17 protein-coding genes are annotated in these 20,403 nt (G+C 60.4%); 11 read left to right on the top strand and 6 right to left on the bottom strand.

All coding sequences use genetic code 11. From position 1 onward, the window contains the following. Positions 1-310 precede the first annotated feature (310 nt). A complete protein-coding gene (locus tag SO139_RS22255; RefSeq protein ID WP_449382220.1) occupies positions 311-775 on the top strand; it encodes a hypothetical protein in 465 nt (154 codons plus the stop codon). Positions 776-1,056: 281 nt separating this feature from the next. Then, positions 1,057-1,749, top strand: a complete 693-nt coding sequence (locus SO139_RS22250; protein WP_449382219.1) for a C13 family peptidase — start codon at positions 1,057-1,059, stop codon at positions 1,747-1,749. A 52-nt stretch (positions 1,750-1,801) separates the two neighbouring features. Here SO139_RS22250 and SO139_RS22245 read toward each other — a convergent pair whose 3' ends face one another. Genes SO139_RS22245 through SO139_RS22235 form a run of 3 tightly spaced genes read right to left on the bottom strand, consistent with a single transcriptional unit; the run spans position 1,802 to position 5,329 of the window. Beyond that, entirely contained in the window at positions 1,802-3,298 is a 1,497-nt protein-coding gene (locus SO139_RS22245) for an FGGY-family carbohydrate kinase (RefSeq protein ID WP_449382218.1), read from the bottom strand. Beyond that, entirely contained in the window at positions 3,283-4,569 is a 1,287-nt protein-coding gene (locus SO139_RS22240; RefSeq protein WP_474799991.1) for a M42 family metallopeptidase, read from the bottom strand. The genes SO139_RS22245 and SO139_RS22240 overlap by 16 nt, the downstream gene beginning before the upstream one ends. Continuing rightward, on the bottom strand, positions 4,508-5,329 hold the full coding sequence (locus SO139_RS22235; RefSeq protein ID WP_449382216.1) for a BtpA/SgcQ family protein: 822 nt from the start codon (positions 5,327-5,329) through the stop codon (positions 4,508-4,510). The genes SO139_RS22240 and SO139_RS22235 overlap by 62 nt, the downstream gene beginning before the upstream one ends. Before the next feature lie 188 nt (positions 5,330-5,517). Here SO139_RS22235 and nanR point away from each other — a divergent pair, with 188 nt between their 5' ends. From nanR to SO139_RS22195, 8 genes are all read left to right on the top strand, one after another. Beyond that, positions 5,518-6,228, top strand: a complete 711-nt coding sequence (gene nanR / locus SO139_RS22230) for a transcriptional regulator NanR (protein ID WP_449382215.1) — start codon at positions 5,518-5,520, stop codon at positions 6,226-6,228. 108 nt (positions 6,229-6,336) lie between these two features. After that, a complete protein-coding gene (locus SO139_RS22225; RefSeq protein ID WP_449382214.1) occupies positions 6,337-7,116 on the top strand; it encodes an HpcH/HpaI aldolase family protein in 780 nt (259 codons plus the stop codon). Next, positions 7,113-8,162: an NAD(P)-dependent oxidoreductase gene (locus SO139_RS22220; protein WP_449382213.1), complete on the top strand. Its 1,050-nt coding sequence runs from the start codon at positions 7,113-7,115 to the stop codon at positions 8,160-8,162. Before SO139_RS22225 ends, SO139_RS22220 begins: the two co-directional genes overlap by 4 nt. 63 nt (positions 8,163-8,225) lie before the next feature. Further along, on the top strand, positions 8,226-9,674 hold the full coding sequence (locus SO139_RS22215; protein ID WP_498540560.1) for an extracellular solute-binding protein: 1,449 nt from the start codon (positions 8,226-8,228) through the stop codon (positions 9,672-9,674). A gap of 101 nt (positions 9,675-9,775) precedes the next feature. Continuing rightward, a complete protein-coding gene (locus SO139_RS22210; RefSeq protein WP_449382211.1) occupies positions 9,776-10,654 on the top strand; it encodes a carbohydrate ABC transporter permease in 879 nt (292 codons plus the stop codon). Next, positions 10,651-11,490: a carbohydrate ABC transporter permease gene (locus SO139_RS22205; RefSeq protein WP_449382210.1), complete on the top strand. Its 840-nt coding sequence runs from the start codon at positions 10,651-10,653 to the stop codon at positions 11,488-11,490. Before SO139_RS22210 ends, SO139_RS22205 begins: the two co-directional genes overlap by 4 nt. 3 nt (positions 11,491-11,493) lie before the next feature. Continuing rightward, positions 11,494-12,564: an ABC transporter ATP-binding protein gene (locus SO139_RS22200; RefSeq protein WP_449382209.1), complete on the top strand. Its 1,071-nt coding sequence runs from the start codon at positions 11,494-11,496 to the stop codon at positions 12,562-12,564. A gap of 10 nt (positions 12,565-12,574) precedes the next feature. Continuing rightward, entirely contained in the window at positions 12,575-14,539 is a 1,965-nt protein-coding gene (locus SO139_RS22195) for a D-apionate lactonase family protein (protein WP_449382208.1), read from the top strand. Positions 14,540-14,886: 347 nt separating this feature from the next. Here SO139_RS22195 and rbsK read toward each other — a convergent pair whose 3' ends face one another. The 3 genes from rbsK to deoC form a co-directional block, all read right to left on the bottom strand. Further along, positions 14,887-15,810 carry a ribokinase gene (rbsK, locus tag SO139_RS22190; protein WP_449382207.1) on the bottom strand — a complete coding sequence of 308 codons (924 nt, stop codon included), beginning with the start codon at positions 15,808-15,810 and terminating at the stop codon, positions 14,887-14,889. 65 nt (positions 15,811-15,875) lie between these two features. Further along, positions 15,876-18,263, bottom strand: a complete 2,388-nt coding sequence (locus SO139_RS22185) for an aldehyde dehydrogenase family protein (protein ID WP_449382206.1) — start codon at positions 18,261-18,263, stop codon at positions 15,876-15,878. A gap of 9 nt (positions 18,264-18,272) precedes the next feature. Beyond that, positions 18,273-19,190 carry a deoxyribose-phosphate aldolase gene (gene deoC / locus SO139_RS22180; protein ID WP_449382250.1) on the bottom strand — a complete coding sequence of 306 codons (918 nt, stop codon included), beginning with the start codon at positions 19,188-19,190 and terminating at the stop codon, positions 18,273-18,275. Between the two features lie 356 nt (positions 19,191-19,546). Between deoC and SO139_RS22175 the strand changes: the two genes are divergently transcribed. Beyond that, the gene (locus SO139_RS22175) at positions 19,547-20,341 is read left to right on the top strand and encodes a DeoR/GlpR family DNA-binding transcription regulator (RefSeq protein WP_449382205.1); all 795 of its coding nucleotides are present in this window, start codon (positions 19,547-19,549) and stop codon (positions 20,339-20,341) included. Positions 20,342-20,403 lie beyond the last annotated feature (62 nt).

Below are 20,403 nucleotides of genomic sequence, written 5' to 3'. Positions count from 1 at the left end.
GACAAAGCCCGCGCCAAACTCGGCCGCGCCTATCCAGCTGCCGCCAAAGAGTCAAAACCACTGTGATGAACCACTAGCCAGTCTCCGCTGGTCGAATCCTGACCGGCCAGTGTCTATATTGGGGCAACAATGTGATTTTGGGAATTGCTTGGCTGCAACACTCGATAGATTTCAGCAGGCCGCCACCAGCAAGTTCGGCACGGCCACGACGCCCGCAATGTGGGGCGCTCCATTGCGAGGAGCGTTTAGTCTTATTCTAGGCTGATTCCGACGCAACGCTTAAGTCGTGCGACGCTCGGGACAAACCGGCATGATCAGGATTATTGCCGTTTGCATCATATGCGTGGTTGGCGTGGTTTCCCCGCTCGGCCCCAGCCGTGCGCCCGCACCCGCTACCAAAGTTGGCATGGCGTCGGATTTTCCGGTGGTCAGCGGTAATAAAAGCGATCGGCTTCCGGTCCACACCGAAGCAATCGGTCAGAATGTCACTGTCGAGGCGGATGAGCCGGCGGTACCGACACCCCAAATCGCTGCTGCTCCGCCGCTGGCCGCCGAACCCAAGGTGGATCGAAAGCTGCCTGAGTTTATTCCTCGTCACTGGCACGATCCGACGGCTTCTAGAAACAAGATCCAAAACCGCGGTACCGCTGAGGCCAAGAGGCCACAGACACGTCCGATCGAAAAGCCAAAGCAGGTGACCGAAGTGAAAAACTGCAGTTCAGATGGGCTCGCCCCCCTTCTGCGGCAGCTCAATCTGCAGCCGCCCTGCGACTGACGGGTTTCAACGCAGAGCACATCGCAAATCCAACGTGCCGCTCATTTTTTGTGAGTGCGATGCACAGCATCGAACCGACTATACCTTGTCGGTTGCAACCAAAAACTCCAACGAAAGGCAACTCCGGAATGTGTTTCTTGCTGCGGTGCGCCTAAGCATCGCGCTACATCATCGTTCGCGACTTGACCGTCACTCTAGACCGCAGATTTTGGTGGTACATGCGAAAACCCACGTCGTTTCAGCGCCGTTGGCCGCTTGGCGCGCTGCTCGTTGCTTTTGCCTTGGTCGTCACGCTGTCGGTTTCGACCGCGCACGCCATCGAGGGTGCCCACAAGGTCGGCGTGGTGTCCTTTGGCCTTTTCGGCGATCAAGACGTGTTTCGAAGCGAGGCGACCGGTGCAGCCCAGGTCGTCGCCGATCGTTTCGAAGTTGGCCCGATCGAGGTGCAGTACAATTCGAAGAAAGGTGGCAGCGCTACTGTCGAAACGCTGGCCAGGTCGTTGCAGGTCGCGGCCGGCCGCCTGGACGCCCAGAAAGACGTGTTGTTCTTGATTCTCACTTCGCATGGCTCGCCCGACGGCCTTGCAATCAAGGCTGGGCGGCTTGGGCAAACGCTTACGCCATCCCGTCTCGCCGAGATGCTTGGAAAGACCGGCGTGCGCCACAAGGTGGTAATTATCTCAGCCTGCTACTCTGGAGTCTTCATCCCTCGTCTCGCGAATCCCGATGTCTTGGTCATTACAGCGGCCGACGCCGATCATCCGTCGTTCGGCTGTGAGGACAAGGCGAAGTGGACTTATTTCGGTGACGCCTTCTTCAACGTCGCGCTCCGTCGAGCCGAAAGTCTGAAAGATGCATTTGCCAGTGCGCGCGCGCTCGTCAGGAGGCGAGAGCTGCGTGAGCATTTCGAGCCGTCGAATCCCCTGATGGCAGGTGGCGAAAACGTGCAGCCATTGCTGGTTGCGCGTCCTTGAAACGATCGGCCACGCTCGTGATAGCCACGCCAGCTGCCTCCGGTCCCATCGACTAGCTTGCCGTGGACCGTCGCATCATGCCTCTGTTGTTGACGTAAAGCGCTTTGAAAGCGGCATGATCGACCTCGTAGCGGTTGCGGTTGGCCTCATTCGGTGCGATTTGCGACACAATCGGGTTAATGCGATCGATATCCTCCGGCACGAAGATCCCGCTGCCTATTCCTGCGAGAAAGGCAGATCCGAGCGCCGCACCCACCGTGTGCCGGCGCACGTTCTGACGTATGCCTGCAATGTCGCTGACGCATTGTGTCCACAGAGGATTCTGTACGCCGCCTCCGGTCGCATAAATACTTCGAGCCGGCTGCATTTCGGCAAAGCTGTCGAGATTATGCCGGGTTGCGTGGCCAATTCCCTCGATCAGCGCACGATAGACATCGCCGCGGTGGTGCGCGAGCGTCAGGCCGAAGATCAGTCCCTTGGCTTGCGGATCGTTGATTGGTGTTCGCTCACCACTGAAATACGGAAGCATCAAAATGCCGTTGGCGCCCGGCGGGCTTTTGAGCGCCTCTTCCATCAGCGTCTGGAAGGATGCATCCTCGTCGGAGAGTCCAGTCATTTCCTTGCGAAACCACTGGGTTAGACCGCCACCAGTCGCAAGACCGCCCATGACACTCCAGGTGTTCTCGAACAGAAACGGCGCAGCCCAGAAACGGGGGTCGACGACGAGTTCGGCATTGACCTGGATGAAGAAGGCCGTAGTGCCGTACATGATCATCAAGTCACCCGGCTTTTGCACGCCGACGCTGATCGCTTCGCTTGCCGCATCGATGGTGCCAGCGATCACAGCCGTGCCAGCGGCGAGCCCAGTTTCCGCTGCGGCTTCAGTGCTCACATGGCCGACAATCTCCGTTGTCCAGGCGATTTGAGGTAGCCAGTCGACCGGGCAAATCCGTTCGATCGTCTCGTCATGCCAACCTTTGGCGGCAAGGTCATAGAACGGCGTGTAGCAGGACGCGCCGTAGTGATCGACGACCCACCGTCCTGTCAATCGGTGAACGATAAAGGTAGGACAGCCGACGATCCGCCCAGTTTTGCGGAAAGTGTCAGGCTCATGCTTTGCAAGCCATCGGACCTTCGGACCGACAGACTGTGTCGTCAGCGGATTGCCGGTTCGGGCCAGCACGGCCGGTGCGCCGAGTTCAGCATTGAGCTCTTCGATTTCGGCTTCGGCGCGTGTATCTACGCCATACAGGATCGCTGGGCGTAGGGGCTTACCGGCTTCAGTCACAGGCAGCGCACAGGGGCCAATCCCGCTGCACCCGACCGCGGCAACCGCAGCCGGATTGATCCCACTGTCCAGGATCAGGCGCTGGCTCAGCGCGCGAAAGCCATCCCACCAATCCTGCAGGGCGTCATGTTCAGCGAGTCCTGGCCCCGGCACTCGCATGTCGTGCTTGCGCTGCGCTGTTGCCCGAATAGTACCGGACTCATCAAGCAGGACGCCTTTGCTGGAATAACTGCCAATATCGATGCCTAGGAGGTGCCGCATGAATATCTCCTCCGTTTGAAGGAGAAGCCTGCTTTCATATCGCGCAGAGCCAGTGCAAGCAGTGCCGCTATCTGTTCAAGATCGGCAAGGTCGCAGGTTTCGATCGGCGCATGCGTGTAGCGTGTCGGATAGCCAATATCGATGGAGGGAATTCCTTCGCCCACGAGCTGAACGTAGGAGGAATCCGTGAGGCAGCCGGTATGAGCGCTGCGCTGGATGGGCATGCCGACGCGGCTAGCTGTCTCCACAAGATGATTGAGGAGCGCAGGATGGGCAAGCGTACCATTGAGCGTGCCGCGCCCGTGGAAGCTGTAGAGGCCAAGCGCCGGACCGCCGCCAAGCTGCAGTTCGCCGCGCTCCGCGAGATCAGGCGTATCGGAGGCGACCATGATGTCGATCGAAATGGCCGCATCTGGCCTGAGACGCCCGGCCGCAAGCATGGCGCCGCGCAGGTTGAACTCCTCTTGCACCGAAAAAACCGCATGCAGCGTAGCTGGAACCGGTTCATCCAAAAGCCTTTGCACAAGGTCCATCAGCGCGGCACAACCGGCACGGTCGTCGATTGCCGTTCCGGACACGCGTGTGCCGGCCAATCGTTCGAAAGCGGGCCAGTAGGTGACTGGCGCACCGATGTCGACGCCGAGGGCGCGCACCTCTTCTGCCGATCTGGCGCCGAGATCGAGGAAGAGCTTGTCATAGCCGAGCACCTGGCCCTTTTCGTCTTGCGGCGTGGCATGGTGCGCCTTGATGCCGACGACGCAGGGGATCTGCCTGCCATGCTTGCTCATGATCACCAATCGCAAGCCCGGCAGCACCCGTTCGGGCACGCCCCCGAGCCGTTCCACCCGAACGAAACCGTTCGCTTCAATCCGTCGTACCAAGAGGCCAAGCTGATCGGTGTGGGCGAAGACCATCACCGATGGAGCTGCGGAGTCTGTCCCCTTCACCGTGAGGGTCAAATTCCCGAACGCATCGCCGTGGCTCTCGACGCGGGGGTCGATAAAGGCGGCCCGGATGTAGTCGCTTACCGGATCTTCGTAGCCGGAAAGACCAGGTATCAGGCAGAGCTCTTTGGTCCATGCCTCGATGCGAGTGAGGCTGCGTTGGTCAATCGTCACTTTGGTCCAATCTGGTCCGGTACCGGACCTTTGCTGTTCATCAGATCTGGATCGAGCCGGCGCCGTGGGCTGCCGGACCCGGCGACATTTCTTATGCGACCGCGGGCAAGGCAGAGCGGATCGCTTTGACCTTGTCCATGAAGGCCTGAACACGCGCTGGATCGACCGGATTTTCGAAGATGCCGTCGACTTTGAATGTCGATCCCACGACTGCCCCGTCCGAAACGGCGAGCTGGCGTTCGATATTGTCGATCCGGCAACCCGTGTTGCAAAGCACGGCTGTGCCCGGCACGGCCGCTTTGACCGTGGAAAGGACCTGGGTGTCTGTTTCGGCGCCAGCGGTGAGGCCGGACACGCAGATGGCGTCGGGCCGGTTGTTGAAGGCGGTCGAGCGGGCGATATCCGCAATCGAGCGATTGCCCAGATAGGCAGCGGCTTCGGGCACGATGTTGAACAGAAGCCTGAGCTTCGGGGCCAGCCTTGCCTTGTGGCGCGCTATTTCACCGACATTGGTATTCCACAGCCCGAAATCGCTGGCGTAGACCCCGCTCATGATCTCACGGATGAAGCTTGCTCCGGTGGCGGCCGCAAGATCGATCGAGGCAATGGGATCCCACAAGACGTTGACGCCAAACGGTACCTTGATGAAGCGCATGAGCTCACCGATGACGCGTGCCATCGCCACGGTGGTTTCGGGACGCACCTTGGTCAGATAAGGCAGGCTGAACTCGTTGGAAAACATTACAGCGTCGGCACCGCCGTTCTGAAGGTGGTCGAGATCGGCAAGGGCCATTTCGACCACTCTGCTCATGCCGCCGGCCGCATCGTATCCGGGATCGCCGGGCAATGCCTGCAAGTGGCACATGGCGATGATCGGTTTGTCGACATGAAAGGTTTCCTTGAGCCACTGCATGAGCGTGTCCTCTCGATTTTTATGCCGCTTAAGACGCGTCGTTTCCGGAGAGCAGGGCAAAGAGGCCCTAAGTTATAATCTTCCGTAGGTGGACGTCAGCCAAGACCACCTTACGTCCCGTCCATCATGGCGCTTATTGACAGTGGCATCAGCAGGACCTAGCGTACCCTGGTATACTAGGTATACCAATGTCCCCTCAGCTCAAACGATCGCGTCTCTTTGAGCAGGTCGTCGATATCCTCGAGCAGAGGATACGCGATCGGGAATTGGTGGCCGGCGCCGAGCTGCCATCAGAACGTCAGCTCATGGCGGAGTTTGGCGTTGGCCGGACAGCCATCCGCGAGGCACTGTTTCATCTGCAGCGCACGGGGCTCGTTGATCTTCGGGCGGGGTCGCGGGCACGGGTCACAGCGCCGAGTGCTGAAGTCGTTATGACGTCGCTGTCGAGCAGTGCAAAATATCTGCTCTCCGATGACAACGGCATCCGTCATTTCCAGGATGCGCGCGCCCTCTTTGAGACCGGCCTGGCACGTGATGCTGCACGCAACGCCACAGCAAAAGATATCCGCTACCTGAGCGATGCGCTTGACGCGAACTACAAGTCCATTGGCGACGTCCAACGCTTTGAGGACTCGGATATCACATTTCACTACGCGATCGCTACGATCCCCAAGAATCCCATCTATGTGGTCATGCACCGAGCCATCATCGATTGGCTCGTCGACCAGAGACGTGTGACGCTCAGCTATCCCAGCCAGAACCGGGTCGCCTTCGACGCGCATGTCGCGATCTTCGAAGCGATCAAGGCACACGATCCGGAACTTGCCGACGCCCGCATGCGCTCGCACCTCGATCAGGTTGGCAAGCTCTACTGGAAGGTCCGGAGGGCGGGCAAATGAATGGTTTGTCGACAGGACTAGCGCCGACCTGATCATGAACAAGAACGTCGACTGGGTTTGATCTCCACTTCAAGGGATCGAACAACAGACCAAACGGGAGGATGAACAATGGCTCGTGCCGGACTCAAGCAAATGACCCGCACGCCAGAGGCCAAGCTTGGTCATTTCATCGTCGAGTTTGCCACTCCGGGAATCGGCCATATCCTCAAACAAGCGGGCTGCGATTTCGCGCTTTTCGACCTGGAGCATTCGGGCTTCGGCTTCGAAACCGTCAAGAGTTCTGCGCGCTACTTTGAAGCCGCAGGGTTGCCGGCCATCGTCCGCGTGCCATCAAAGGAATATCACCATATCGCGCGCGCCTGCGACGCGGGCGCGGAAGGAATCATGATCCCGATGGTCAGTACTGCCGCAGAAGCGGAGGCCGTCGTCAATTGCATGAAATACTATCCGGATGGGCGACGTGGCGTTGCCTTGAGTATTGCGCATGATGCCTATGGGCAAGGCCCGGTGCCCGAGAAGCTTGCGGCTGCCAACGAGCGGACAACGCTGTTCTGCCAGATCGAGACCGCTGAAGGCGCCGAAAATGCCGACGGGATTGCTGCTGTCGATGGCGTCGACTGCCTGTGGATCGGCCATTTCGACTTGTCAGTATCGCTTGGCATCCCCGGCCAGTTCGACCATCCGAAATTTCTGAAGGCGGTCGAGCAGACGATTGCGGCCGCCAAGAAGCACAAGAAGGCACTGGGCCGCCTGGTACCGACGACCGAGGTCGGCATAGCGCTCTACAAGCAGGGCTTCGATTTTTGCTGCTATTCTGGCGACGTTTGGGTGCTCCGGGATGCGCTGACGGCCGCAATCACCACCTTGCGGAAGGGATGCATGCCATGAACGCGCCATTCCGTGTTGCCCTTTCAGGCGATTTCAGGAAGGCCGACGGCTCCGCCGTCTACCCCGATTTCGATCTGAAGCCTCTGCTGGAGGCCCGCGGTGTGGAAATGACGTATTTGGATGACGCCAACCCTCTGCGCAGCAGCGATCTTGAAGACTTCGACGCACTCATCCTGCTGGCTCACCGCTTTGCGCCCGGGAGCGCCCCCAAAAACGGCAGGCTCAGCATCATAGCCCGCTTCGGCGTCGGCTATGACACCGTGGATGTGCCAACCTGTACCGCCGCGGACATTGCGTTGGCGATCACGCCGGACGGCGTACGCCGCCCTGTCGCTGTGTCGATCATGACCTTCATTCTGGCACTCACCGGAAAGCTGATGGTCAAGGACAGGCTTGCCCGACAAGGGCCACCGGGTTTTGCCGCGCGTGGCGGACATATGGGCTTTGGCCTGGTCGGCAAGGTGCTGGGTTCGATCGGCATCGGCAATATTGGGGCCGAGTTGTTCCGGCTCGCCAAGCCGTTCGACATGAGGTTCATCGCGCACGACCCACTTGCGGATACCAAGCTGGCCGCCGCGCTGGGAGTCGAGCTCGTCGGTCTCGACGATTTGTTCGCCCGTGCCGACATCGTTACGGTGAACTGTCCACTGACGGCCGAGACGCGCCACCTCGTGAACGCCGACCGTCTCGCCCTGATGAAGAATACCGCCTTCTTCATCAATACCGCACGCGGACCAATCGTCGATCAAAAAGCGCTCACAGACGTCCTCAATAGCAGGCGGATTGCCGGTGCGGCCCTCGATGTATTCGAGCAGGAACCGACCGATCCGTCCGATCCACTGTTCGCGCTCGACAACATCATCGTGACACCTCATGCACTTTGCTGGACCGATCAGTGTTTCGCCGGAAATGGTGCAGCCGATATCAGGGCTGTGCTCGACATTCAGCAAGGGCGAATCCCGCGCGGTATCGTCAATCGCGCGGTACTCGAGAAACCGAATTTCCAGCGCAAACTAGAGGAGTACCGCCGCCAATTTGAGAATTGAGAATTCCTCGCCGCAAACGAGCGAGGGACATTTGAAATGTCAATCAAGGAACGGGAGGACACGATGATCAATAGACGTGATTTCGGAAAGATCAGTCTGGGCGCCGGCCTCGTCGCGACAATGGGACGACCGGCATGGGCCGCCTCGGCTGCCGACACCGCCGTCAAGGCCGCCCAGCAATACAAGGGACGTACGATCACGATCGTCTGGGAGGCAGGACTTCAGTCGCTCGATCCCACTCACTTCTCAGGTCCGAAGTGGAAAGAGCTGACCGGAATCGATGTGAAGGTGATCGAGGTCGCAACTGCCGAGATGTTCACCAAGATCATGCAGGACTACAAGTCGGGAGCCGGCGCCTATGACGCGCTCAACGTCATACCTGCCTGGATGCCCGATCTTGCCCAAGCCGGGGCGCTTGAGGTGCTTGACCCCTATGTCGAGAAATACGGTTACGCCTCCGAGCTGCAGACGATTGCGCCGACCTACCGCGACAACCAGATGAAAGTGAGCGGCAAGATCTACGGCTTCCCCGACGATGGCGACGTGTTCCTGATGTACTATCGGCGCGACCTCTTCGAGGATCCAGCCGTACAGAAGGCTTTCAAGGAGAAGACAGGCAAGGACCTCGCGGTGCCGAAGACATGGGCGGATTTCGATGTCGTCGGAGCTGGTCTTACGGACATCCTAAAGGACAAAGGTATCTACGGCGCCTCCTTCTTCCGACAGCCTCCTTACGCCATGTACATGTTCGAGGAACGCTTCCGCAATGAGGGCGGCAAGTTCTTCGATGCCGACACCATGAAGGCCACGATCAACTCTGATGTTGGCGTCAAAGTCTTCACTGCCATGCGCAACGAGAACAAATTCATGCCGCCCGGCGTGGAGCAGTTCGGCTTCGTTGAGAATCTCGCGACTTTCCTGCAAGGCCAGTCGGCCATGACGATTTCCTGGCCACCCTACGGGCGCTGGGCCGAGGGATATGGTACGGACCAAGAGGCACTCAACTGGGTCCCAAAAACCACCATAGCTGGCAAAGTAGGCTATGCCTTGCCACCGGGAGGACACCCCGAGCTCGCCGCCGGCTTTGCCTTGTCGATTTCGTCCACCTCGAAGAACAAGGATGCAGCCTATCTGTTCATCCAATGGCTCAACAGCGAAGATGTGAGCGGTCAGCGCGTTCAGCTTCCCTATACGCTACGCGATCCGTTCCGCGACTCGCACTATGCGGATCCTGGCTATCTCGCTCTGTGGCCAAACGCCAAGGACTATCTGGCAGCCTTGAAACAGGCATCGCAGACGGGCCTTCTCGATCTGTCGCTGCTACAAACCGATAAATATGAGGAGGTCATGCGCCAGGCGATCTCAAAGCTCTGGGCGGGCGACGATCCGAAGACGATCCTCAATGCAGCGGCAACCCAGTGGGACGAGATCACCCAGAAAATCGGCGTCGACAAGCAGAAGATGGTCTATGCGGCCTGGGCCGCCGAGTCCGGCGCCTATCCGAAAATGTAGGCATGCCGCTCTCCTCTCCTCTCCCGCCTTCCAGCGGGAGAGGCTCCGCCCGCTGTCGACGACGGCACGAGACCAAAGCGGAACGTATCCCGACTTCAGCCATGGCCGCCATCGCCCATCCCGACCGCAACTTCAGATACTGGCTGATTTCGCCGGCCATCTTTCTGCTGTTGTTGATCGGCCTGTTTCCACTGATCTTCTCGCTGGTGGTCAGCTTCATGCGCGTCACCATGCTGGAGACTGACACATCCTTTGCCGGACTGGTGAACTACGTTCAGCTCTTTCATGACGCGAGACTATGGCAGTCACTCCTCCACACCGTGCTTGTCATGGTCATAGCCCTTCCTATCGAACTGCTCCTCGGCCTCGCCATGGCCTATCTGTTCCTCGACCACATGCCCGGACGGCAGCTTTTCGTTTCGCTACTGGTGCTACCGGCAATCATCTCGCCGATCGTCGCCGGCGCCACATGGCGGCTCCTGTTCGACAACCGTTATGGCCCGATCAACCAGATCATCGGCTGGTTCGCTGGTCACCCCGTGCCGGCTCTTTGGACGGTCAATCCTAGCCTCGTCTATCCCGCCATCATCTTCTGTGAGATCTGGCAGTGGACGCCGTTCATGTTCCTGATCTTGCTTGCCGCCCTTTCGAATGTCGATCGCTCGTTGACCGAGGCCGCGGAGATTGACGGAGCGCGGTTCTGGCGCAGCTTCCGCTATGTGGTCCTTCCCGCAATCTTTCCGGTCATGTCGATCGCCATTCTGATTCGTGGCCTCGACCTCTTTCGCATCTTCGACATCATTTGGGCGCTCACGGCGGGCGGTCCCGGCACAATGACCGAGACGATCTCGGTCTATACCTACGTTCAGGGCTTCAGGCAGTTCGAGTCGAGCTACACGGCGGCGATCGCGTTTCTGGTCATCGCGCTTCTCACCGTCATCGTGACCTGGGCCATTCGACGCATGGGATTGGCAAAATGAAAGGCTTGCCGTTTCATCGTCGCAAGGAAACGAAGCTGGTCTGGCGCTATCTCATCGCGACGTTCCTCGTCGTTATCTTTGTCTTTCCGATATACTGGCTGTTTGCGATTTCGTTCAAGACGCCAGGCGAGATCTTCGCTTTCCCACCAGTGTGGTACCCCAAGAGCATCCAGTTCAACAATTATGCGGTGCTGTTCAAGGATGGCGATGCCAAAACGGTCGGCAACAGTCTGGTACTTGCTTCGGTATCGACCTTCTTTGCCATGATCTTCGGCACTATCGCCGCCTACTCACTGGCACGTTTCAAGACAGGCGGCGAGAACCTCGCCGTGTGGATCATCTCGCAACGCATGATGCCCCCCGTGGCCATCGCATTTCCGGTCTTCCTATTCTATGTCTGGCTCGGCTGGGTCGATACCTATATCGGGCTCATCATCCTCTATACCGCGTTTGGCCTGCCCTATGTGATCTGGATGATGCGGGGCTATATCGAGGACATTCCACTAGAGCTCGAAGAGAGCGCTCTCATCGACGGCTGCAGCCGCTGGGAGGTCCTGTGGAAGGTGGTATTTCCGATGGCGCGCTCCGGGCTGTTCGCCACCGCCGTCTTCACCTTCGTCTTTTCCTGGAACGACTTTCTGTTTTCACTGGTTCTCACGCGCACCGAGGTCACGACCTACACGGTCCAGGTCACGCATTACTTTGGAGGCCAGTCGAACTTCTGGTCCAAGATCGCCGCGATGTCGGTGCTCGGGACCATTCCCGTATTCATCACCGTCGCAACGCTGCAGCGCTATCTCGTCCGCGGCATATCCATGGGCGCAGTCAAGGGTTAACTCGTGTCGGACCTGAAGATTACCGGACTCCACAAGCACTACGGCACATACCACGCCGTCAAGGGAATCGATCTTGAGGTGCCCTCGGGCGAATTCACAGTCCTGGTAGGCCCGTCGGGATGCGGCAAATCAACCTTGCTTCGCACTATCGCAGGCCTCGAGGAGGCGAGCGCCGGCAAAGTTGAAATCGGCGGAAAGGATGTGACGTGGGCACGCCCACGCGATCGCGACATCGCGATGGTGTTTCAGAATTACGCGCTCTATCCCTATCTCAACGTCTATGAAAACATTGCATTTGGCTTGCGAGCGAGGAAAGTTGCATCCCCCCAGATCGACAAACGTGTGAAGCGTGCCGCCGACTTGCTCGGCATTGCACAACTTCTCCAGCGATTTCCACGTGAGCTTTCTGGCGGCCAACGCCAGCGCGTCGCGATCGGCCGCGCGATCGTGCGCGACGCGCTGCTCTTTCTATTCGATGAACCGCTGAGCAATCTCGATGCCCAGCTTCGCGACGACATGCGGGTCGAAATCAAGCGGCTCCATCAGGAGCTCGGCCGTACCATCATCTACGTGACCCACGACCAGATCGAGGCGATGACGCTTGCTGACCGCATCGCGCTGCTGCGCGACGGCAAGATTGAACAGCTCGGCACGCCGCTCGATTTGTTTGAGCGGCCGGCAACGCGCTTCGTGGCCGGCTTCCTCGGCAGCCCGAAGATGAACTTCCTTCCGGCCACGATCGAGACCGGAGAGGTGACCCTTCGCGACGGAACCAAGCTGACCCTGCCTACCGGACGAAAGGCGCCAAACGGCCAAGCCATTTTGGGACTCAGGCCCCAGCACATCGCCAAGGCTAGCGCGAATGCTGCGCCAGGTCACGTGCAGTTGCCATCGACTATAGAGCTCGTCCAACCGACGGGCTCGCGGGTGCAGGTTAGCATGCCGCTCGGGGGCATCAGCATCACCGCCGAATTTGCGGCTCACGAGGTCACGGCGCCGGGCGAACAGGTCAGTATCGACATCGATATGAACCGCGCCGTTCTGATCGATCCACAAACTGACAAGGTCATTTGAGGGAGCCGTCATGGCCCAGAGGAAGCCGAGCCGCGCAATCAAGCTCTTCGGAACCGAAGCTCCCGAAGGCAAACGTCGCGAATTGACCGCAGGTCCCATCTCGGCTGTGTTCGACAGCGGCGCCTTACGCTACATCCGCTATTACGGTGACGAGATCTTGCGAGGAATTTCCTATATCGCGCGGGACAAGGACTGGGGCACGTATGCTCCGGCGATCGAAGACCTGAAAGTCCACCAAAACAAGGATGGGTTTGCCATCACCTATCAGGCCGTTTGCAAGGACCAAAATCAGGCGATCCGATATTCCGCCAAGATCGACGCAAACAGCAATGGGACACTGAAGTTCTCGGCCGAAGGAACGCCCCTTTCCGACTTCCTCACTAATCGCACAGGGTTTGTGGTGCTGCATCCGCTCGCGGGAACGGTGGGGCGCCCGGTCGAAGTCGTGCACACGGATGGGAAGAAAGAGAGGCGCAAATTCCCGAAGTTCATCAGCCCCGGTCAGCCCATCTTTGAAATCCGCTCGCTTAAGCACGAGCCGCTGTCCGGCGTTGCAATGACCGTTCTTATGGAGGGAAACAAGTTCGAGATGGAGGACCATCGAAACTGGATGGATGCTTCCTACAAGACCTATGTGTGCTCCCTGCTCGATCCCTGGCCGTACACGCTGGAGAAAGGCAAGAGCTTCAGCCAGTCAATCACGCTCACCATCTCAGGCAAACCGCCGAAATCGAGACCGAGGACCTCCGCTGCCGATACGACGATAACTCTTGCGGGCGCGAAGGGCCGTATTCCGCAAATCGGCCTCGGCGTGCCGATGGAGGAAGCCGCGGCCGCGCTCGAGGCCGTGGACCTGATCGCTGCGGCAAAGCCTCAATCACTCGTATGTCAGATCGACGGACGCCGGCGAGGACAGGAAGAAGCCGCCGCCTGTTACCGCGATCTTTCAAGGCAAACGGGATCTCCCGTCACACTTGAGATCATTCTGCCAGCCAGAGAGCCGGCCGATAAGGAAGTGGCTGCGATCGCGAGCGCAGTGAATGCCGCGGGGCTCACACCTGCGTCCGTAGTTGTCACCCAGATGCACGATCTCAAATCGTTTCAGCCCAACACACCGAGGCCCTGGGGCCCCACCTACGAGGAAATGGCGACGGCAGCGCGAACCTCCTTCCCCGATGCCATGCTTGGTGGTGGAATGCTTTCCTATTTCACCGAATTGAACCGCAAGCCCGCCCCTCAGGGCGTGTTTGACTTCATCACACATACCGGATGTCCCATTGTCCATGCGCCTGACGACATCTCCGTCATGGAGACGCTTGAGACTCTTCCGTGGATCTTCGCTTCAGCACGCGCCATGATCGGCAAACTGCCCTATCACATTGGCCCGACCAGTATTCCATGTCGTGACAACCCCTATGGCGCAGCGGTTGCGCCAAACCCCGACAATAGGCGGGTCTGCCTCTCCGATATTGATCCGCGCCAGCGCGGGCTCTTCGCCGCCGCATGGAGTCTTGGCTATCTGTCGGCGGCCGCGAGAGCCGGTGTCGACGCAGTGGCCCTCGGCTCTGCCACCGGCCCGCAAGGGATGATCTATCGCAAATTGGCCCATGCCCAACCGTGGTTCGATGGCGGCGCCGGCCGACTGCTCCCTGTCTACCATGTGATTGCAGGTCTTGCCCCTGCGAGCAGCGCAAGGCGCATCGATACGGATTCGTCTGCGCCTTCAAAGCTTTCCGCTCTTGCCCATCGCAACAAGGCCGGGCAAGTGCTTTGGCTTGCCAACCTGTCGAGCGAGACTCAGCGCCTGAAGGTCAAGGGCTTCGATGGCCCTGCCAGTCTGGATGTCCTCGACCAAGGAAGCTTTGAAGCGGCCGTGCGCGATCCCGTCTGGCTCGACAGCGGCCGCACCTACATCCGCAAGGTGGGAGGCTTTGAACTTCAGCCCTATGGGATTGCTCGAATCAGGAGTGGCTGACCGCTTGAAAGGGTTGCGTGTTGCTCTAATTTGGCGATGCTTGTGCGTATTGGCATCATGAGCTCAACCGAAATTATTAGGCCAGCAATGACCGGCCAGCGTTCAAACCTTGCAGACTTGTAACGACATGAACACCAAGGCGCCGCTCCCGCGGCCAAATGCTGGCGAAATGTGAAGGCTTATGAGCGGCTCACCCTTGGCCCCACAGAAACCACTCCGATGTTATTTCAAGCCGCAATTGTTTGCCTGATGGTACTCAGCTTGAGCATTCTCATCGCCCACGCGGTCGACGCTCTTAGGACATAGCGAGCCCGCCGCCATGAAACCGGCGGGCATCATGGAGGAGATCACCCCGCCAACAATGCTTCGATCTCCGCACGTCGCGGCATGGCAGGCGCAGTCCCGGCCCGCGTCACCGAAATCCCCGCCGTCGCCGAGCCGAATCGTGCGGCCTGGAGCGGATCCGCACCGTCCGCGAGCGCCGCCGCGAAACCGCCGACGAATGCATCGCCCGCGCCCGTGGTCTCGACCACGTTGCCCGCGGTAAAGGGCGGCACGTGCAGCGAGCGGTCCGGCGCGTGAAATAGCGCCCCGCGTTCGCCGAGCGTGATCAGCGCTGTTCCGGCTCCCTTGGCCAGCAGCACATCTCCAGCACGGCGAGCGCCCGCAAGGTCGCTCACGGCAATTCCGGTCAACGCCTCAGCCTCGGTTTCGTTGGGGACGACGTAGTCGCACAGAGCAAACAGGCTGCTGTCAAACTTGATCGCAGGCGCTGGGTTGAACACTGTGATGCTTCCCGCGCCGCGCGCGATCTCGAGCCCTCGCCGCGCCGCATCCACCGGCTGTTCAAGCTGCGTAACGAACACGCGGCTGGCGCGGATAGCGTCAGCCGCTTTGTCGACATCGACCGGGCTGATGCCGCCGGCCGCTCCAGGCACCACGATGATCGCGTTGTCACCGCGCGTCTCGTGGACATAAATGAACGCGGCGCCGGTTGGCGCCTCCGTGGTCCTGGCCACGCACGGCTTGATTCCCTCGGCCTCCCACGTCTTGATCGCAAGCTCGCCGAAGGCGTCGCTACCAATCCGGGAGATGAAGCTCACGCTGGCGCCGGCGCGCGCCGCCGCCACGGCCTGGTTCGATCCTTTGCCGCCGGGTCCCATCGCAAATCCCGATCCGGCAATCGTCTCGCCGATCGCAGGCATATTGCCGGCGCGGAACGCCAGATCGACGACAAAAACGCCAAGGACTGCGACACCATTCTTGCTCATGTCATCACTCCGCGTCCGACCCGATAACGCCCTTGCTGAACAGGAAGCAGCCGTAGAAGCGGCGCTTAGTCTCCATAGGGGATCCATATGTTCTTCACCTGCACGGCATGGCGCAGCAGGATCGGGCCTTCGCAGGCAGCCTTGTCGTACCAATCGAGCGCGAGGCCATGATCGACGAGCGTGCGCTTGAGATTGCCGATCGAGAGCCGTTCGGCTGCTGTCGAGGCGTCCTGCGATCCAAAAACCCAGACCGCGTCGACATCGTCGTGCTCGGCAAGAACCTTCACAAGTCCGTCGCGGTCGCCCGTGACAATATTGACGACGCCCGCCGGCACGTCCGACGTCTCCAGCACCTGATAGAAATCGGTCGCGGCGAGCGGATGCCGCTCGCTCGGCACAACGACGACCCGGTTACCCATTGCTACCAACGGCGCGACCAGACTGACGAAGGCAAGCAGCGGCGCCTCATCGGGACAGGCAACACCAACCACGCCGATCGGCTCGTGCATCGCGAGCGCCACACCACGCAGCGGCGGTGCATGGACAGTCCCCTCGAATTTGTCGGCCCAGGCGCCATAGCTGAACAGCCGCTCGATGCTCGCATCGACTTCCGCGCGCGCCTTTGTACTTGATATCCCCGTCATGTCGGAGATGCGTCGGGCAAACTCGTCGTCGCGTGCCGACAGGTTCTCGGCAAGATAGTACAGAATTTGAGCCCGATTGTGCGCTGTTGCCCTTGTCCACGACTCGGCTGAGCGCGCCGCGGCCACGGCATTGCGGATATCCTTGCGGTTGCCTTCGCCCGCCTCGCCCAGATGCCGGCCGTTTAGCGACAGCACAGCACGCGAATAGTTTCCGTCGGGACGCACCTGCTTGCCACCGACGAAAAGTTTGGCCGTTCGATCGATCGGCGGCACGCCAAATCCGGCGCCGGCGTCGGAAGCAGCGGGCAGCGGCGATGCCTTGGTCCTCGCCTTGCGCCCGCTCCATACCTTCGGCTTGAGGTACTCATACATGCCTTCACGGCCACCCTCGCGGCCGAAGCCGGACTCGCGATAGCCACCGAATCCGACGCTTGCGTCGAACAGGTTGGTCGCGTTGACCCAGACAACGCCGGCCAGCAGTTTCGGCGCGATGTCCAGCGCCAACCCGATCGTTTCGCTCCACACGCTGGCGGCAAGGCCGTAGCGTGTATTGTTGGCGAGCATCACAGCTTCGTCCGGCGTGCGGAACGTCATCGCCACGAGAACCGGGCCAAAGATCTCCTCCATCGCAACCGTCGACGATGGATGTACGTTCCAGAGCAGGGTCGGCGGATAGAAACATCCCTCCGTGGGCATCGCGGCGGACGCCTGATATTTCTCTGCGCCCTCCCTCACCCCGGTCTCGACCAGTAGTTTGATCCGCTCGAGCTGGACTGGCGCCACCACCGCGCCCATGTCGATCGCCTTGTCGAGCGGCATGCCGACGCGAAGCGTCTCCATGCGACGGACAAGTCGCTTGCGGAAGGTCTCCGCGATCCCCTCCTGCAAGAGCAGGCGCGAGCCGGCACAGCAGACCTGCCCCTGATTGAACCAGATGGCATCGACCACGCCTTCCACGGCACCGTCGATGTCAGCATCGTCGAAGACGATGAATGGCGATTTGCCACCGAGCTCGAGTGTCAGGGATTTGCCGGAGCCTGCGGTCGATTGGCGGATCAGCCGCCCGACCTCGGTCGAACCCGTGAAGGCAATCTTGTCGACGCCGGGGCTCTCGACGAGCAAAGCGCCAGTCGTACCGTCGCCGGTCACCACGTTCAACACGCCCGGCGGCAGACCGGCCTCGGCCGCAAGCTCGGCGAACAGCAAGGCCGTAAGCGAGGTAAACTCTGCCGGCTTCAGCACCACCGTGTTGCCCGCAGCCAGTGCGGGCGCGATCTTCCAGGCCAGCATCAGTAGCGGAAAATTCCACGGAATGATCTGGCCGATCACACCGATCGGAACCTGGTCGGCGAATTCGCGCTCCTGCAACTGGGCCCAGCCAGCATGATGCAGGAAATGGCGCGCGGCGAGCGGCACATCGAGATCCCGGGTTTCCCGGATCGGCTTGCCATTGTCGATCGCCTCGAGCACGGCAAACAACCGGGCATGACGTTGCAACATGCGCGCCAACGCATAGAGATGGCGCGCCCGGCCGTGACCGCCGAGCTTTGCCCATGGCAACTGCGCAGTGCGCGCGGCGTTGACCGCCGCCTCCACATCGGCAGAAGAGCCTTGCGCAATCCGGGCCAGCGCCTTGCCGACGGCAGGCTCGATCGTCGTGAGATGCTGGCCCGAAAGTGGCGCGACGAATTTGCCGTTGATGAAATGCCCGAACGAGGCTTCATGCCGCGTCAGCCAGGCGCGCGCCTCGCCGTCTGCCTCGGGCGCGGGACCGTACTCCATCGTCTCGAAATAGTCTGCGACGCTCATCGCTGGGTCTCATCCCACGGGGTGGCGGTTGAAGGCCGAGTAGCGACCGGTGACGTGATGCTCGAGCTGCCGCTCGATGTCGGCGAGCAGGCTCGAAGCGCCGATGCGGAACAGATCCGGCTCGAGCCAGTCGCGCCCCAACTCCTCCTTCATCAGGAACTGATAGTTGAGCACGTCCTTTGCCGTCGAAATTCCTCCGGCCGGCTTGAAGCCGATCCTGTGCCCCGTGCGCTCCTGATACACACGGATCATCCGCAGCATCGCGAGCGTCACCGGCAGCGTGGCATTCACGCCTTCCTTGCCGGTGGATGTCTTGATGAAGTCCGCTCCGGCCATCATGCAAACCATCGACGCCTTTGCGACATTGCGCAGCGTCTTGAGATCGCCCGTTGCAAGGATCGTCTTCAGATGCGCGTCGCCGCAAGCGGCGCGAAAATCGCGAACCTCCGCGTAGACGGCCCGCCAATCGCCGGTCAGCACATGCTCACGGGTGATGACGATGTCGATCTCCCGCGCGCCGTCCCGGACGGATGCCTCGATCTCCTTGAGCTTCAGGTCGTGGGGCACGAGACCTGCAGGAAATCCGGTGGAGACCGCAGCGACCGGGATATCGGATCCGTCGAGCGCTTCGACGGCAGCCGCAACGAAGCGATGATAGACGCAGATCGCGCCAGTGTGCAGTTCGCGCGCGGCGAAGCCGAGCGCCGCGAGGAGGTCGCCGCGCACGGGGGCCTTGGCCTTGGCGCAGAGGCGCTTCACCCGCTCGGTCGTATCGTCGCCGTTGAGCGTCGTCAGGTCGATGCACGTGATCGCCTTCAGAAGCCACGCGGCCTGCGCGTCCTTCTTGACCGTTCGCCGGCCCGGCAAGCTCGCGACACGCCGTTCGGCAGCCGATAGGTTGATCCTGATCTCGTCGACCCAATCCATCTCGAGCGCGTGGCCGCTGTTGCGCGAGACGGAGTGCGCATGCCCCTCGCCTCGGGCATGGGGCTGCACGGGTACAGCGGACGCATCCTGTATCAAGACGCTCTGCTTCATCGACGCGCCCGTGCAGTCCTAGCGAATCGACGAGATCGCCAGATAGATTGAATGAGCTGATCGAAGCATGTGATCCTCCCTGGTCCTGGCTGCCCGGGGTTTGCCGCATGGGCGACGGACGGCATCGCTGGGATGTTCCGCTAACCTCGAACAGGCCGCGTGTTATAATTCTAACATTTCCACGTTGGCAAACTCACAACATTGTAAGATCATTGTCAACCGGATAAGCAAGCTCGGTGACCAAAATGGCTGAAACAGCGAACGCACGATCAAGCGAGACGCGCGTCCAGCGTTTGCAGAGACTGCGCCGCGCCGTCGAGACGAGCGGCGCGCTGCATCTGAAGGACGCGGCCGGGCTCCTCAAGGTTTCCGAGATGACGGTTCGACGCGACCTCGCCGGGCCGGAGGCTGCGCTCGCTTTGCTTGGCGGCTACGTCGTCAACGCGGCCTCGCCGACCGGAATCAAGTATGCGTTCGAGCAGGAGATCGACCAGCATACCCAGGACAAGCGCCTCGCCTGCCGGTCCGCTGCCGCCGCAATCAATGAAGGCGACACGATCTTCATCGACTGCGGCACCACGATGCAATCGCTGGCGGACTGCCTGCCCGAAGATCTGCCACTCTCGATTATCTGCTATTCGCTGAATGTGGCCACGATCGTCACGCGGCGGCCGGCCACGCAGGTGATGCTGATGGGCGGGCTCTACCACCCATCATCGCAGTCATTTGCGTCGGACGACGGCCTGTCCTACCTGCGACGGCTCGGAATCAACAAGGCGTTCATATCCGCCGGTGGCGTACACTGGACCCGCGGCACCAGCTGCTCCAACTTTCATGAAGTCGCGATCAAGCAGACTGTGATCGCGACCGCTATGGAGAGCATCCTGGTCGTCGATGCCAGCAAGCTCGGCAGCCTCAAGCCGGCCTTCTTTTCCGATATCAGCGCGTTTTCACGGATCATTGTCGGCGGCTCAGCGTCGTCAGACATGCGCAAGCATTTCCGCAGCCTTCCCGTGGAATACGTCACCAGCGCAGCCTGATCCGGACGGGGGCTGGTTCGCCCGGACCAAGTCTGCCTGGCGATGCGCGGCCTCCTGTGACC

The sequence above is a fragment of the Bradyrhizobium sp. UFLA05-89 genome, assembly GCF_059803475.1.
The sequence above is the reverse complement of the archived record's forward strand: the minus strand, read 5'-3'. Positions and strand labels throughout refer to the sequence as shown.

Coding starts and splice junctions, on each gene's coding strand:
- SO139_RS22255 (WP_449382220.1), top strand. CDS start 311: ATGATCAGGATTATTGCCGTTTGCATCATATGCGTGGTTGGCGTGGTT.
- rbsK (WP_449382207.1), bottom strand. CDS start 15,810: ATGAGCAAGAATGGTGTCGCAGTCCTTGGCGTTTTTGTCGTCGATCTG.
- nanR (WP_449382215.1), top strand. CDS start 5,518: ATGTCCCCTCAGCTCAAACGATCGCGTCTCTTTGAGCAGGTCGTCGAT.
- SO139_RS22185 (WP_449382206.1), bottom strand. CDS start 18,263: ATGAGCGTCGCAGACTATTTCGAGACGATGGAGTACGGTCCCGCGCCC.
- SO139_RS22245 (WP_449382218.1), bottom strand. CDS start 3,298: ATGCGGCACCTCCTAGGCATCGATATTGGCAGTTATTCCAGCAAAGGC.
- SO139_RS22225 (WP_449382214.1), top strand. CDS start 6,337: ATGGCTCGTGCCGGACTCAAGCAAATGACCCGCACGCCAGAGGCCAAG.
- SO139_RS22210 (WP_449382211.1), top strand. CDS start 9,776: ATGGCCGCCATCGCCCATCCCGACCGCAACTTCAGATACTGGCTGATT.
- SO139_RS22220 (WP_449382213.1), top strand. CDS start 7,113: ATGAACGCGCCATTCCGTGTTGCCCTTTCAGGCGATTTCAGGAAGGCC.
- deoC (WP_449382250.1), bottom strand. CDS start 19,190: ATGGATTGGGTCGACGAGATCAGGATCAACCTATCGGCTGCCGAACGG.
- SO139_RS22235 (WP_449382216.1), bottom strand. CDS start 5,329: ATGCAGTGGCTCAAGGAAACCTTTCATGTCGACAAACCGATCATCGCC.
- SO139_RS22215 (WP_498540560.1), top strand. CDS start 8,226: ATGATCAATAGACGTGATTTCGGAAAGATCAGTCTGGGCGCCGGCCTC.
- SO139_RS22205 (WP_449382210.1), top strand. CDS start 10,651: ATGAAAGGCTTGCCGTTTCATCGTCGCAAGGAAACGAAGCTGGTCTGG.
- SO139_RS22195 (WP_449382208.1), top strand. CDS start 12,575: ATGGCCCAGAGGAAGCCGAGCCGCGCAATCAAGCTCTTCGGAACCGAA.
- SO139_RS22175 (WP_449382205.1), top strand. CDS start 19,547: ATGGCTGAAACAGCGAACGCACGATCAAGCGAGACGCGCGTCCAGCGT.